The organism is Streptomyces sp. NPDC030820 (assembly GCF_055572075.1).
Genome location: NZ_JBVIEB010000001.1, coordinates 917,740 through 932,995, shown reverse-complemented (window position 1 = coordinate 932,995; position 15,256 = coordinate 917,740). Strand labels below are relative to the sequence as shown.

The 15,256-nt window shown below is 68.5% G+C and carries 9 protein-coding genes; 2 read left to right on the top strand and 7 right to left on the bottom strand.

The features are described from left to right. Nucleotides 1–3: 3 nt before the first annotated feature. The 7 genes from ACZ418_RS04200 to ACZ418_RS04170 form a co-directional block, all read right to left on the bottom strand. Complete coding sequence (locus tag ACZ418_RS04200; protein WP_468356629.1) at nucleotides 4–366, bottom strand: 5-carboxymethyl-2-hydroxymuconate Delta-isomerase; 363 nt, start codon at nucleotides 364–366, stop codon at nucleotides 4–6. Nucleotides 367–398: 32 nt separating this feature from the next. Beyond that, nucleotides 399–5,771 carry a pullulanase-type alpha-1,6-glucosidase gene (gene pulA / locus ACZ418_RS04195; RefSeq protein WP_468356627.1) on the bottom strand — a complete coding sequence of 1,791 codons (5,373 nt, stop codon included), beginning with the start codon at nucleotides 5,769–5,771 and terminating at the stop codon, nucleotides 399–401. Nucleotides 5,772–6,113: 342 nt separating this feature from the next. Continuing rightward, complete coding sequence (locus ACZ418_RS04190; RefSeq protein ID WP_468356624.1) at nucleotides 6,114–7,490, bottom strand: alpha-amylase; 1,377 nt, start codon at nucleotides 7,488–7,490, stop codon at nucleotides 6,114–6,116. 166 nt (nucleotides 7,491–7,656) lie between these two features. Next, on the bottom strand, nucleotides 7,657–9,387 hold the full coding sequence (locus tag ACZ418_RS04185) for a glycoside hydrolase family 13 protein (RefSeq protein ID WP_468356621.1): 1,731 nt from the start codon (nucleotides 9,385–9,387) through the stop codon (nucleotides 7,657–7,659). A 168-nt stretch (nucleotides 9,388–9,555) separates the two neighbouring features. Beyond that, complete coding sequence (locus ACZ418_RS04180; protein ID WP_468356618.1) at nucleotides 9,556–10,461, bottom strand: sugar ABC transporter permease; 906 nt, start codon at nucleotides 10,459–10,461, stop codon at nucleotides 9,556–9,558. A 19-nt stretch (nucleotides 10,462–10,480) separates the two neighbouring features. After that, nucleotides 10,481–11,485, bottom strand: a complete 1,005-nt coding sequence (locus ACZ418_RS04175; protein WP_468356615.1) for a carbohydrate ABC transporter permease — start codon at nucleotides 11,483–11,485, stop codon at nucleotides 10,481–10,483. A 101-nt stretch (nucleotides 11,486–11,586) separates the two neighbouring features. Next, nucleotides 11,587–12,864, bottom strand: coding sequence for an extracellular solute-binding protein (locus ACZ418_RS04170; protein ID WP_468356612.1), 1,278 nt, complete (start codon nucleotides 12,862–12,864; stop codon nucleotides 11,587–11,589). A gap of 309 nt (nucleotides 12,865–13,173) precedes the next feature. Between ACZ418_RS04170 and ACZ418_RS04165 the strand changes: the two genes are divergently transcribed. Together ACZ418_RS04165 and ACZ418_RS04160 are read left to right on the top strand one after the other, a co-directional pair. Beyond that, nucleotides 13,174–14,208 (top strand): LacI family DNA-binding transcriptional regulator, encoded by a 1,035-nt coding sequence (locus tag ACZ418_RS04165; RefSeq protein ID WP_468356609.1) that lies wholly within the window; start codon nucleotides 13,174–13,176, stop codon nucleotides 14,206–14,208. Between the two features lie 68 nt (nucleotides 14,209–14,276). Then, complete coding sequence (locus ACZ418_RS04160) at nucleotides 14,277–15,140, top strand: phosphatase PAP2 family protein (protein ID WP_468356606.1); 864 nt, start codon at nucleotides 14,277–14,279, stop codon at nucleotides 15,138–15,140. The last annotated feature ends 116 nt before the right edge of the window (nucleotides 15,141–15,256 follow it).

Below are 15,256 nucleotides of genomic sequence, written 5' to 3'. Positions count from 1 at the left end.
CCGTCACCGGTCGAACTTCCGGTACGACGGGTCGAGATCGCGGACCTCGGCGGAGGCGTGCAGGGTGATCCCGGTGTCCGCGACGTGCTTCCGGAGCAGCTCCAGGGCCGTCTCCGTCAGCCTCGCCTTCGTCTCGTCGCTGCGGCCGGCGAGGAGCCCGAACGTCACGTGCACGATGGCGTGCCCGCGCGCCCCGGGATCCTCGTAGCCGTACACCGTGTACGCGCTCGGCCGGAACTGCGTCTTGCAGGCCTCCGGCTTCGCCGCCGCGATCTCCACGGTCGCCTCGTGCAGCGCCCGGGCGAAGCCCTCGCGGTCGAAGGCGTTCTCCACGATGTCCGAGTAGTCGATGGTGATCTGCGGCATGCGCACTCCTGTTCTACGACGTCAGCCCGACCCTACTTCCCCGCCCGCGTGAACACCGCCACCGTCCGCGCCGGGACGCTGAACGTGCCCGAGCCGGCCGCGTAGGCGGAGGTCTTCACCACCGGGTCGGCGCCGGAGGCCTGCACCGGGTGCAGCGTGTACTGCGTCCCGGCCAGGTCGCCGATCCTCTGCTCCTGCCGCTCCGGGGTGGCGTTGAAGACGACGACCAGGTCACCGAGCTTCATCGTGATCACACCCGGGGTCTCGTCCTTGCCGGACAGCGGGAAGGACAGCTCGTCCTGCACCTGTGAGGCCGTACCGAGCGAGAACGCCTTCTCGGTCGTGCGGATTCTCAGTAGGTCCTGGTAGGCGGCGGAGGTCCCGGTGATCTGCGGGCAGCCGACCTTGACGCCGGTCAGCAACGGCCGGGCGTAGTCCCACTTGGACTGGTTGTCGGCCGCCATGGGCAGCCCGCGGCCGAAGCCGTTGCCGTCCGCGCAGTTCCAGTGGATGGCGTTGAACCAGTCCCCGCTGTCGAAGGAGTTGCGGTCCAGCGACTTCGAGCGCAGCAGGTCGGTGCCCGCCTGGGACAGGGCCGGCCCCTGCGACAGGGCGGCCGTGGCCATCGCCAGGACCTGCATGCGGGCCCGGTCGGACGCGGAGGTGTCCTTCGGGAGCTTGTAGGTCAGGGCGTCGAAGAGGGACTCGTTGTCGTGTGCGTCCACATAGGCGAGGGCGTCGCCGGGTGCGTCCGCGTAGCCGGCGGGCGAGCCGTTGTAGTCGACCTCCGCTCCCGTGACCTCCTTGCCGTCGGTGTCCGTGAAGTGGTACTTCGCGAGGTTTCCGGACAGCCCGACCTTGATCAGGTCCTGGTAGTGCAGGAGGCGCGCCTTCTGCTCCTCCTTCGAGCCGTTGGCGGTGGAGGAGTTGGGATCGGTGTACAGCCCGGACGCGAAGCCCTGGATGCCGGGGTCGGAGTCGAAGGGGCTGCCGCCGCGTACGGCGTCACGGGCGCGGTCGGAGAAGGTGGCGATGCCGGTGCCGGCCATGTTGGCCTGCGTGGCCTGCACGAAGCGGGCGTCGTTCGCGACCTCGCCGAAGTTCCAGCCCTCGCCGTACAGGATGATCTTCTTGCCGTCGACGCCGTCCTTCTCCACGGTCAGCGCGTCGAGGGCCTTGCGGACCGCGAGGATGTTGGCCTTCGGGTGGTGGCCCATGAGGTCGAAGCGGAACCCGTCGACCTTGTACTCCTTGGCCCAGGTGACGATCGAGTCCACGACCAGCTTGCCCATCATCGAGTTCTCGGGCGCGGTGTTGGCGCAGCACGTGCTGCTGGCCACCGAGCCGTCGGCCAGGAGCCGCTGGTAGTAGCCCGGCACGATCTTGTCGAGGACGGAGGTGTCCGCCTGGCCGCTGGCCGCCGTGTGGTTGTAGACGACGTCCATGACGACCCTGAGGCCGTCCTGGTTGAGCGCCTGGACCATCCTGCGGAACTGGACCGTGCGGGCGGTGCCGTCCGGGTCGGTGGCGTACGAGCCCTCGGGGACCGTGTAGTGGTACGGGTCGTAGCCCCAGTTGAAGGCGTCCTTCGCGGCGGTCTTCGCCACGCACGCCTGCTGCTGGTCGGAGTCGGCCGCGTAGGAGGCCAGGTCGCAGTCGGGACTCGCCTGGTCGGCCTTCTTCTCGGGGACGGTGGCGAAGTCGAAGGCGGGCAGCAGATGGACGTACGACGTGCCCGCCCTGGCCAGCTCCCTCAGATGCTTGGAGCCGTCGCTGTTCTTGTCGGTGAAGGCCAGGTAGGTGCCCTGGTCCTGGGCCGGGACGGTCTTGTCGGCGACCGAGAAGTCCCGGATGTGCAGCTCCTGGATCTGCGCGTCCTTCAGCGGTACGGCCCTGGGCTTGTGCAGGGCCGACCAGCCGCTCGGGGCGAGGGCCTTGTCGCCCAGGTCGACGACGAGGCTGCGCTCGGAGTTCGCGGTCAGGGCGACCGAGTAGGGGTCGGTGACCTTGTTGGTGACCATCTTGCGGACGCTGGGCGCCCAGACCTTCACGACGTACCGGTAGGTCTTGCCCTTCCATGACGCCGGGCCGGTGACGGACCAGACGCCGGTGGTGTCGTCGCGGTGCATGGGGTGGACCGAGCCGTCCAGCTCCAGTGCGACGCTCTGTGCCGTCGGCGCCCAGACGGAGAGTCTGGGCCTGCCGTCGTGGAAGACCGGCCCGAGCGCGGCCTTGGTCGCGCCGGGGTAGAGGTCGTCCAGCACGCCCGCGATCTGCACCCCGGTCGCGGCCAGGACGGCACCGTTGGCGGCGCGCTGCGAGGCGACGAGCTGGCCCTTCAGCGCCTGGCGCACCCGGTCCCGGTCACGCGGGTCGACGGACCAGGCGGTGTAGTCCTTCAGGTGCGGGAACTTGGCCTTCTGGGCGTCGGTCAGCGTGGTCTTCTCCAGCCGGATCCAGCGCTCGTCGTCGCTGGTCAGCGCCCCGTCCTTGACCGCGATCGAGCCGTCCAGGGAGTACAGCAGCTGGGTGGAGGCGGCGCCGTCCACGCCGTTCCAGGCGACGGTGTCCCGGTCGATCCAGATCGCCTTGGACGTGCTCAGGTCGAGGGCGGCCGAGCTGCCCGCCGGCTGCGGCAGCAGGTACTTCTCCTGGCCGTTCAACAGCCACACCTCGTAGCCGCTCGCCTTGAGGTCCAGGGACTGGTCGGCGGGCAGGTCCTTCTCGTCGCCCTTGTGGATGATGTAGCTGAGGCTGGTGGCACCCGCGGTGAGCGGCACCTCGAAGACCGCGCCATAGGCATCAGTCTTGACCGGCTTCAGCGGGTTCGACCAGTCGGTGGGGTTCGCGGCACCCGTCCAGACGTGCAGGCCCCAGCCGTCGTAGTCGCCGTCGGCCCGGTGGTAGTGGATGACCGCCTTGGTCTTGTCCTGCGCCGGATAGTCGGGCTTCTGGGTCAGTACGTCCGGCTTCCCCTGCTCGACCCAGACCTCACCCGTCTTGGTGACGTCGATGCTCCGGTCGGCGGAGACGTCCTTGTTGCCGTTCTTGTCGATGACCAGGAAGCCGACGTTGGAGGCGCCGGGCTTGAGCTTGACCCAGGCGAAGGCGCCGTAGGCGTCCCGGCCGGTGAACGGGTGGCTGGCCGGCCAGTTGGTGGCCTCACCGTCGGCGATGTCGCCCCAGGCGTACAGGCCCCAGTTGCCGTAGTCGCCGTCGGTGCGCTTGTAGTGGACGATCACGTAGTCGCGGGAGGAGGCCGTGGGGACCTCGGGCGCGGGCGGGGTGCCGGAAGTGCTGTTCGCCGTGGCGCTCGCGGTGTGCCCGGCCGAGTCGATCACGACGGCCTTGTAGCGCAGCGCGGTCCCGGCGGGTACGTCCTTGCCGAGGGTCTGGGTGACCTTGTACGGAGCGTGGTCGGCGGAGCCCAGCACCTGCCACTGGGCGTTTCCGACCTGGGCGGCGAAGACGACCCGGTTCAGCTGACCGCCGTCGACATCGGCTGTGACGTCCACCGTGCCGGTGGCTCCGGCGGCCGGCGCCTTCAGGGTGATCACCGGCACGGCGGCGGGCTTCGCGAGGGTGCCGGACGCCTTGTAGACGACGGCGGACCCGGCCGGGACGGTGACGCTGACCTTGCGGTCGCCGTCGGACGTCACGGAGTCGGTGGCACCGTAGATGCCCCGGTACGCCATGTCGGCGGAGCCGGTGGCGAAGGTCGCCGTCTGCGCCGCGTCGGCGTTGTTGAGGGCGACGACGTACTCCTGCCCGGTCTTCGCGTCCGTCCGGGTGAAGGCGTAGACGCCGGCGCCGTCGGCCGCGTAGCGCTGGGTCTGGACTCCGTCCGTCAGGGCCGGGTTGGCCTTGCGGAGCTTCGAGAGGTCGGCGATCTCCCGGTACAGCGGCGCACTGGTGTCGTACGAGTCGCTGGCGTGGGTGCGGTCGGTGCCGATCTCGTCGTCGTCGAGGTAGTCGGCGACCTTGGAGGCGAACATGGTCTGGCGGGCGTCCTTGTCGCCGCCGGAGCCGGTGAAGCCCTGCTCGTCGCCGTAGTAGACGACCGGGTTGCCGCGGCTGAGGAACATCAGCTCGTTGGCGAGCTCGTCCTTCTTCAGGATCTCGGCGTCGGTGGCCTTCGGGTTGTCCTGCTTGAGGAAGTACCCGATGCGGCCCATGTCGTGGTTGCCGAGGAAGGTGACCTGCTCGTACGCGTTGGCCTTGTCGGTCGTGTACTTGTAGTCGTCCCCGAAGACGCCCGCCAGCTTCTGGGCGCCGGCGCCCTGGGAGGCGTAGGCGCGGGCCGCGTCCTGGAACGGGAAGTCGAGCGTGGCGTCGAGGCGGCCCTGGGTGACGTACGGGGACGTGATGTTCGGGTCGGCGGAGTAGACCTCGCCGAACATGAAGAAGTTCCTGCGCCCGTGCGCCGCCGCGTACTTGTCGAGCGCGGTCGCCCACTGGGTCCAGAACGGCATGTCGACGTGCTTGACGGTGTCGATCCGGAAGCCGTCGACGGCGAAGTCCTTCACCCACCGCTCGTAGATCTTCTCCATGCCGTGGACGACCTCGGGACGCTCGGTCCACAGGTCGTCCAGGCCGGAGAAGTCGCCGTAGGTGGTGGACTCGCCGGCGTACGTCGAGTCGCCCCGGTTGTGGTACATCGTCGGGTCGTTGAGCCAGGCCGGGACCTTGGACTGGCTGGTGACCTTCGGGGTGTACGGGAAGGAGGCGCTGGAGACGGCCGGGAACTTCTTGCTTCCGTCCGCGTAGTCGGCGTCGTCGAAGGGCCTGCCGTCCTTGGTGAGGTACGGGAAGGCGCCCTTGGAGAGGTAGTCGTAGGACTTCTCCTGGTAGTCCACGACGTCGGCGGTGTGGTTGGTGATGACGTCGAAGAAGACCTTCATGCCCTTGGCGTGCGCCTTGGAGATGAGGGTCTTGAGGTCCTTGTTGGTGCCGAAGTGCGGGTCGACCTGGGTGAAGTCGGTGATCCAGTAGCCGTGGTAGCCGGCGGAGGCGTTGCTGCCCGTGCCCTGCACGGGGCGGTTCTTGAAGATGGGGGCCATCCAGATGGCGGTCGTGCCGAGGCCCTTGATGTAGTCCAGCCTCTTCGTCAGGCCCTTGAGGTCGCCGCCTTGGTAGAAGCCCTTGTCGGTGGGGTCGTAGCCGGTGCTGAGGCGGGAGCCGGTCAGGCCGCCCTTGTCGTTGGACGTGTCGCCGTTGGCGAAACGGTCCGGCATGACGAAGTAGAACTGCTCACGGGTGTCGTCGTGCCTGGCCGGCTGGGCGGCGAGGGCCGCGTCCGAGGGGGGCGCGGGTGGGGTGGCCGCCTGCGCGGCCAGTGGCTGGATCAGGGCGGCGGCAAGGGCCACGGCGGTGACGGCCGCGGCCCGTCTCGCTCTCGGTATCACAGGCGGTAACTCCTAGCGAATGCGGCTCATTTGGCTCCCTTGGGTCCGACCCCGCGCGACCGTATCGCCGACGAAAGGTTTACAGCAAGAGTCTTGAAACTCAGAGCAAGAAGTTTCAGCGTCAACCTTGACGTGCCCTTCTCAACTTCCTCACGCTCACGGGTTGTTCAACGCTGCCCCTTCTTCCGGAGCCGCACATGGGCAGACACCGACCCCCGGGAGTCCTCCGCCGAAAGGACAGCTCGGGCAATGTGACCTGGGAGTCCGGGACGAACCGCTCGTACACGACGGGCAGTTCGTCCGGCTACACGACGAGCGACACCTGGAAGTAGGCGTCCGGGTTCAGCAGCTCGACTTCCCGGCGTAGAGCGCGAGCGCCGTGTTCGAGCCCAAGGTGGCGGTGAACTGCCCACTGGAGTTCACCGTCACCGTCGTGTTGTTCTGGACGTTGCAGTACGTGCCCGCGGGCAGGGAGGTCTGGTACGTCCTGGTCAGGCTGCCGGACTCGTGGTTGATCGCCACATAGCCCCTGCTCCCCCGGCCGAACGCGATCGCGTTGTTGCCGTCGTCCCACCAGTCGGTGACCGCCTGGCCGCGGGTCGCGTTGCGGAAGGCGACCATGCGGATGATCTCCGGCCAGGCGTGCTGGCACTTCCAGCCGTCCTGCCAGCAGGCGCCCACCTGGCCGCCGTTGGGCGGGCCCGCGTCCGCGTCGGACCACTCGTAGCCGGAGTTGATGTCGGGGGCGCCGTACGGCCAGGCGAGCATGAAGACGTTGGCCAGGGTGTAGTTGGCGCCGTCCTTGTAGTTGAGGGTGCTTCCGTTGCGCTCGGTGTCGTGGTTGTCGACGAAGACGCCGGCCACCGAGCTGCCGAGGTAGCCCCAGCCCTCGCCGAAGTTGGTGAGGTAGGCCAGCTTCTCGTTGTTGAAGACGCGCTTGAGGTCGTAGGCGTAGCGGAACTCCTGGACGTCTCCGTTGCCGGTGTACTCGGAGGGCTGGACGGCCTCGTTCGCGCCGTAGATGACCTCCTGCTTCCAGTATGCGGAGGGGTTGGTCAGGCGGCTCTTGATGTTCGCCAGGTCCTCGGCCGGGATGTGCTTGGCCGCGTCGATGCGGAAGCCGTCGGCGCCCAGGGAGAGCAGGTCGTTCATATAGCCGGCGATGGTCTTGCGGACGTACTCCTCGCCGGTGTCCAGGTCGGCGAGGCCGACGAGTTCGCAGTGCTGGACGTTCCAGCGGTCCTGGTAGTTGGTGACCTGGGACGTGCAGTCGTCGAAGTCGGGGTACGAGTACAGGCCCGGATAGTCGTACTTGCTGTACGTCGAGCCGCCGGTGCCGGTGCCGCTGCCCGCCGACATGTGGTTGATGACGGTGTCGACGACGACCTTGAGGCCGGCCGCGTGGCAGGTGTCGATCATGCTCTTGAAGGCGGTGCGGTCGCCGAGGCGGCCCGCGATCTTGTACGACACCGGCTGGTACGACGTCCACCACTGCGAGCCCTGTATGTGCTCGGCGGGCGGGGAGACCTGGACGTATCCGTAGCCGGCGGGGCCGAGGGTGGTGGTGCACTCGCGGGCCACCGAGGCGTAGTTCCACTCGAAGAGGACGGCGGTGACGTCCTTGGTGCCGGGCGGGGAGGCCTCGGCGGTGGTCGGGTTCATGCCAACCAGAGCGGCGGCCGTGAGGGCGGCCACCGCGGGGAGGGTTCTGCGTGCCATGTGGGGTCCTTCGTCCTTGAAGGCTGGGGAAAGACCGCTGAAGAAGCTTGCTGCAATGTTTCAGCAAACTTGCGGTGACGCAGATGTTAAAGGCCCGCTGCCTGAAAGACAGCGGGCCGTTGTGAAGTTGATGCAAGAACTTTCAGAGGGGCCGTCAGGCCGCGTGTCAGACGGTCGTGAACCACACCGTCGTGTCGGCGGGCACCTTGGTCTCGTCATCGGCCTCGGTCACCTCACCGCTGGCGAGCAGCACACGGCCGTACGCCGGGGTCGTCACCGACTCCCCCGTGGTGTTCGCGACGCAGACGAACTCCCCGCGCCGGAAGGCCAGGACTCCCTCGGGTGCCCGCAGCCACTCCACCGCGTCGCCCGCGCCCAGGTCGGGCTGCGTCCGGCGGGCGGACAGGGCCGCGCGGTACAGCTCCAGCGTCGAGCCGGGGACGCCCGTCTGCGCCTCCACGCTCAGCTCGCCCCAGCTCGCCGGCTGCGGAAGCCAGCTGCCGCCGCTGCCGAAGCCGTACGAGGAGCCCTCGCGGGTCCACGGGATCGGCACCCGGCAGCCGTCGCGGAAGCCGTCCTGGCCGGCGCCACGGAAGTACGCCGGGTCCTGGCGCACCTCGTCGGGGAGGTCGACGACGTCCGGCAGGCCCAGTTCCTCGCCCTGGTAGACGTACGCCGAGCCGGGCAGGGCCAGCATGAGGAGGGTGGCGGCGCGGGCGCGGCGCAGACCCAGTTCGCGGTCGCCGGCGGTGCGGATCTGGGTGCCCAGGCCCGGGGGGTTGGCGAAGCGGGTGGCGTGCCGGGTGACGTCGTGGTTGGACAGCACCCAGGTGGCGGGGGCGCCGACCGGACGCATGGCCTCCAGGGTGCGGTCGATGACCCTCCGGAGCTCCTTCGCGTCCCATTCCGCGCTGAGGTACTGGAAGTTGAAGGCCTGGTGCAGTTCGTCCGGGCGGACGTAGTTGGCGGTGCGCTCGACGGTGGGGGTCCACGCCTCCGCCACGAAGATCCGCCCACCCGTCTCCCACCACCGCCCTTCTGACGAAGGCCCTTCGGGCCCCCTTTTATCCGCGTACTCGTCGAGGATCGTGCGCCACTGGCGGTAGATCGCGTGGACGCCGTCCTGGTCGAAGAACGGCATGACATCGTTGCCCAGCAGCTTGAGCTGGTCGTGGGAGCCGAGGTCGGGCAGGCCGTCGGCCTTGACCAGGCCGTGGGCCACGTCGATGCGGAACCCGTCCACACCCATGTCCAGCCAGAAGCGCAGGATGGAGCGGAACTCGTCGCCGACGGCCGGGTGCTCCCAGTTGAAGTCGGGCTGCTCGGGCGCGAAGAGGTGCAGGTACCACTCCCCGTCGGCCACCCGCGTCCACGCGGGACCGCCGAAGATGGACTCCCAGTCGTTCGGCGGGAGTTCGCCGTTCTTCCCCTTGCCGGGGCGGAAGTGGTAGCGCTCGCGCAGCGGGGAACCGGGGCCCTCGGCGAGGGCGCGCTTGAACCACTCGTGCTGGTCGGAGGAGTGGTTCGGCACGAGGTCGACGATGATCCTGAGGCCCAGCTCGTGGGCGTCGCGGATCAGCGCGTCGGCGTCGAGCAGGTTGCCGAACATCGGGTCGACGGCGCGGTAGTCGGCGACGTCGTAGCCCGCGTCGGCCTGTGGGGAGGCGTAGAAGGGGCTGAGCCACACGGCGTCGACGCCGAGGTCGCGCAGGTACGGCAGGCGGGAGCGTACGCCTTCCAGGTCGCCCATGCCGTCGCCGTTGCTGTCGGCGAAGCTGCGCGGATAGACCTGGTAGATGACCGCGTCCCGCCACCAGTCGCGGCGGCGGTCGGCAACGGCGGCGACGGTTGCGGCGGTGGAGTGGTGGGCCGGTGCGGCAGGGTGCTGCTGGCTCATGGCGTCCTTGGTGTGTAACGGGGTTCGGTTCATGGGCGCGTGGGTGCGGCGGCGGATGCGGGTGGGCCGGGGGTGCGTGTGCGAGGCGGCCGCGGTGACAGCGGGGTCGGATGGGCACCGCGGCCGCCTTCCCGCGCGGTGAGGCGCGCGGGAGTCCCTGGGCGGGCGTCAGCCCTTGGTGCCGCCGGCGGTGAGACCGGTGACGAGGTTCTTCTGCACGAGGTAGAAGAACACCGACACGGGTATCGCGATCAGCACCGCGGTGGCGGCCATGTAGTTCCACTGGGCGTCGTGCTCGCTGACGAAGGTCTGCAGACCGACGGCGAAGGTGTACTTCGAGTCGTCCAGCATGAAGGTCGTCGCGAAGGCGACCTCGCCGACGGCGGTGATGAAGTTGTAGAAGGCGGCGACGGCGAGGCCCGGGCGGGCCAGCGGCAGGATCAGCCGGAAGAAGGTGCCGAAGGGGGTCAGTCCGTCGACGCGTCCGGCCTCGTCGATCTCGAAGGGGATGGTGTCGAAGTACCCCTTGAGCAGCCAGGCGCTGTACGGCACGGCGGTGGTGCAGTTGATGACGATCAGCGCCCAGTAGGTGTCGATGAGATCGAGCTGGCTGAAGATCTCGTACATCGGCACGATCAGGATGGCGATCGGGAAGGCCTGAGTGAGCAGCAGGACCCACATCAGCTGCTTGTAGCCGGGGAAGCGCATCCGGGAGACCGCGTAGCCGGTGGTGGCGGCGACGAAGACGCCGATCAGGGTGGTGCCGCCGGCCACGATCATCGTCGACTTGAACCAGTCGAAGAACCCGGTGTGCTGGAGAACGAAGCTGTAGTTGGAGAAGCTGAGCTTGCCCAGGATCTTGCCCGGGTGCAGATAGTCGTCCTTCTCGGGGCCGAGCGACAGGAAGATCAGCCAGGCCACCGGGGCGAGCGCGATCAGGCTCGCGACGGCGAGTCCGCCGTGCAGGACGGCGGCGCCGAGGGGGCCGCGTTCACCGCGCCGGCGGGCGCGGCGCGGGGGCTGCGCGGCGGGGGTCGGCCCGGCCTCGGTCTTTTCCAGGGTCGTGGTGCTCATGGTGGTGGCTCCTGCGGCGTCAGACGGCGAGCTGGTCATTGCGCTTCAGCCAGCGGAAGTAGAAGGAGGTGAAGACGGTGATGATCGACAGCAGCAGTACGCCGTACGCGGCGGACTGGGCGAAGTCGCGCGGCTGCTGTCCGAAGCCCAGGAAGTAGGCCCAGGTGACGAGGATCTGGGCGTCGGGGGCGCTGGTCGGGCCGAACAGCAGGAAGATGATGGCGAACTGGTTGAAGGTCCAGATGATGCCGAGGAGTACGACGGTGGAGCTGACGGACCTCAGTCCCGGCAGGGTGACGTGCCTGAAGCGCTGCCAGGCGCTGGCGCCGTCCATCTCGGCGGCCTCGTAGAGCGAGGAGTCGATGGACTGCAGTCCGCCGAGCAGCGAGAGCATCATGAACGGCACACCGCACCAGGTGTTGACCATGATCGCGGCGAAGCGCTGCCAGAAGGTGTCCTCCAGCCACTGCGGCTGGGGCATGTGGAGCGCGTGCAGGATCTGGTTGATCACCCCGGAGTCGGAGAGCATGATCCGCCACGAGAAGACGGTGACGAAGGTCGGCACGGCCCAGGGCAGGACCAGCAGCACCCGGTAGAAGGTGCGGCCGCGCAGCTTCTCGTTGAGCATGAGCGCGAGGCCCAGGCCGATGGTGTAGTGCAGGGCCACACAGGCGGCCGTCCAGACGACCGTCCACAGGAAGTGCGACCAGAACCGGTCGTAGGACAGCGGGCCGAACAGAATGTCCTTGTAGTTGCCGAACCCGATGAACTTGTAGGTCGCCGGGATGTGGTTGACGCCGATGGTGCGCGCCGAGTTGAGGCTGTTGGCGTCGGTCAGGGTCAGGTAGACACCGCGGATCAGCGGGTAGCCCACGATCACGGCGAGCACGACGACCACCGGGGCGATCATCGCGTAGGCGTACCAGTACCTGTGGTACCCGTTCTTGATGCGCTGCCCCAGCCCGGGCCGAGGCGCGCGGTCACCGCGGCGCTTGCCGGTCGCGCGGTCGATGGCGACTGTCATGGTTCGACACCTTCAAAACGATCAGGGGTTGGGCCGGGCACAGGGCGGTGGCCGCCGGATCCTTCCCCTCCTTGCGAGAGGATCCGACGGCCACCCGGGCGTCACTTGCTGAAGTCGGGCACCAGCTTGGCGATGGCGACCTCGGCGTTGCTCAGGCCCTTGTCCAGCGACTCCTTGCCGCCGGCGATCTTCGGCAGCTCGGTGTCGAGCGGACCCCACAGGCTGCTGTACTCGGGCAGCGCCGGGCGGGGCTGGGCGGCGGAGAGGACGGCCTGGTAGCCGGCGATGCCGGGGTCGGCCTTGACCTGGGCGGTGTAGGCGTCCTCACGGGTGGGCAGGGTGGAGTTCTTCAGGGCGATGGTCTCCTGGGAGGCCGCCGAGGTCATGAACTTCACGAACTTCAGCGCCGCCGCCTGGTGGGACTTGTCCGAGCCGGCGTAGACCGCGAGGTTGTGGCCGCCGGTCGGGGCGCCCGCCTTGCCGGTGGAGCCGGCCGGGACGGTGGCGATGCCGAGGTTGGACTTGTCCTTGAAGGCGCTGCCCTTGTAGAAGTTCGTGATCTCCCAGGGGCCCTGGATGATCGAGGCGACCTTGCCGTTGACGAACGCGTCCTGGATGTGGGCGTAGGCGTCGGCGGTGGTGTCGGCCTTGTGCAGGCCCTGCCCGGAGAAGGTGCTCAGCCAGGTGCCGTAGGCCTTCTTCGCGGCGGCCGAGTCGACGGTGATCTTCTTGGCGGTGGCGTCGACGGTGTCGGTGCCCTCGCCGTAGAGGAAGGTCTGCGCGTAGTAGGCCTGGGTGGAGCCCCAGTAGCCGTACACCTTGTCCTTGGTGTCGATCTTGGCGGCGTCGGCCTTCAGCTCGTCCCAGGTCTTGGGGGCGTCGGTGATGCCGGCCTTCTTGAACAGGGCCTTGTTGTAGACGAGGGCCAGGGTGTCGGTGACCAGCGGCACGCCGTAGGTCTTGCCCTGGTACTGGGCCTGCTTGATCAGGCTCGGCTGGAACTTGGCCTGGTCGGCGAGGGCCTCGGTGCCGTCCAGCGGCAGGAAGTAGCCCTTCTTGGCGAAGGCCGGGGTCCAGCCGACCTCGGAGCGCAGCACGTCCGGGGCCCCCTTGGAGCCGGCCGCGGTGTCGAACTTGTTCTGCGCCTGGTCGAAGGGGACGTTGACGTACTTGACCTTGATGTTCTTGTTGGCAGCCTCGAACTGCTTGATCAGGGCCTGGTACGTCGGCGCCTCGTTCGTGGCGTTGGAGGTGTCCCACCAGGTGATGGTCACCGGGCCGTCCGACTTACCGCTGTCGCTGCTGCTCCCGCCACCGCAGGCCGTCGCCGCGAGGGCGAGGGACGCCACCAGCGCGGAGGCCGCTATGCCACGCCGCATGAGTTCTCCTTGAGGGTTTAGCCCGTGTGATGCCGACTGCGCCGTTGCGGCCGCCGAGCGACCAGGAACGTAACAGCGTTGTAAGCGTTGCGAAAGACCTTGCAGAAAAAAAGTGCAAGGGAACACGATGGTTACCCTGTCGTTACCGCTCAGCGGAGAGACGACACGTGTGCAAGACTCTGCAAGCTCTTGCCGCCACCAATTCGAGGGAGCCCGATGAGGCAGCAACCCAGGGCGGGCCGTCCGGCCGCTCGCGCACGGCGTCCCGTCGGTGTGCAAGGCGACATACGACCGGTACAGTCCGGTGCCGTGACCACACGGCTTGCGGACATCGCTGCGCAGGCGGGGGTGAGCGAAGCGACCGTCAGCCGGGTCCTCAACGGGAAGCCGGGCGTCGCCGCCACCACCCGCCAGTCCGTGCTCGCCGCGCTGGACGTCCTGGGCTACGAGCGCCCGGTCCGGCTGCGGCAGCGCAGCGAGGGCCTGGTCGGTCTGATCACCCCGGAGCTGGAGAACCCGATATTCCCGGCCCTGGCCCAGGTCATCGGCCAGGCCCTGACCCGCCAGGGCTATACGCCGGTGCTCGCCACCCAGACCCCGGGCGGGTCGACCGAGGACGAGCTGACCGAGATGCTGGTGGACCGGGGGGTCGCGGGGATCATCTATGTCTCCGGGCTGCACGCCGACACCACCGCCGACATGCAGCGCTATGAGCGGCTGCGGGCGCAGGGCGTGCCGTTCGTGCTGGTGGACGGGTTCTCGCCGAAGGTGCAGGCGCCGTTCATCTCCCCCGACGACCGGGCCGCGATGACGCTCGCGGTGACCCATCTGGTGTCGCTCGGGCACACCCGGATCGGGCTCGCCCTCGGGCCGAAGCGGTTCGTGCCGGTGCAGCGGAAGATCGAGGGCTTCGTGCGGGCCATGCAGGACCAGCTGGGCCTGGACGCCCCGGTGATCGAGACGGAGCTGATCCAGCACTCGCTGTACACGCTGGAGGGCGGCCAGGCGGCCGCGACCGCGCTGATCGACCGGGACTGCACGGCCGTGGTGTGCGCCAGCGACATGATGGCGCTCGGTGCCATACGAGCCGCCCGGCAGCGGGGGCTGGACGTGCCCCGGGACGTGTCGGTGGTGGGCTTCGACGACTCCCCGCTGATCGCCTTCACCGACCCGCCGCTGACCACGGTCCGCAAGCCGGTGCCGGCGATGGGCCAGGCCGCGGTGCGCACGCTGCTGGAGGAGATCGGCGGGACGCCCGCGCCGCACAGCGAGTTCGTGTTCATGCCGGAGCTGGTGGTGCGCGGTTCGACCGCTTCGGCGCCGCATGTCGTCCGTATGTCGTAGAAGGTGCGCGGCGGACCCGACCTTGGGATGATCGGGCGAAGGACCCTTTTCTGGCAGACTTGATGCCTATGAGTGACTCGACCGTGACGCAGTCGGAAGGTCGCGAGGAGGTGGCCGTTCCTCGGACCGTCACGGGCGAGGACGGCGGGGGTCCGCTACGGCGGGTGCGGCGGCCGCGTCGGCCCCGGCTCTGGTTCGAGATCCTTCTGATCGCGGTGAGTTACTGGACGTACTCGCTGATCCGCAACGCCGTCCCGGAGCAGAAGGACAAGGCGCTGCGCAACGCCGACTGGATCTTCCGGGTCGAGCACCAGCTGGGCGTAGCCGTCGAACAGTCCGTCAACCACGCCGTGAACTCGGTGACTTGGCTGATCATCGGGATGAACTACTACTACGCCACGCTGCACTTCATCGTCACGATCGGTGTGCTGGTGTGGTTGTACCGATGGCATCCGGGGCGTTACGCGGCGGCGCGGCTGGCGCTGTTCTCGACCACGGGTGTGGCCCTGCTCGGTTACTATCTGTTTCCGCTCGCGCCGCCTCGGTTGATGCGCGGCGGGGACTTCGTGGACACCGTGATGGTGCACCACACCTGGGGCTCGATGGCCTCCGGCGATCTGAAGCACATGTCGAACCAGTACGCGGCGATGCCGTCGATGCACATCGGCTGGTCGCTGTGGTGCGGGCTGACGATCTTCGCGCTGGCGTCCGTGCCCTGGGTGCGGGTGCTGGGCCTGCTCTACCCGGCGGCCACCCTGCTGGTCATCGTTGCCACGGCCAACCATTTCTGGCTGGACGCCGTGGGCGGTGTGCTGTGCCTGGCCTTCGGCTTCACAGTGGCACGGCTGTGGTACGGCGCGCTGCCGTACACCCTGCCCAGGCTGGTCCCGGCCCGCCGCCCCGAGCCGGAGCGGGCGACGGCTCGGGCCTGATCACCGCGGCTCCGGCCGGGCGTCACCCCCCGTTGCCGTAGAACAGCTCCTCCACCACCGTGCGCGCCCTGCGAGTGGTACGGCGGTACGCGTCCAGCATGTCCCCGGCGTGCCCG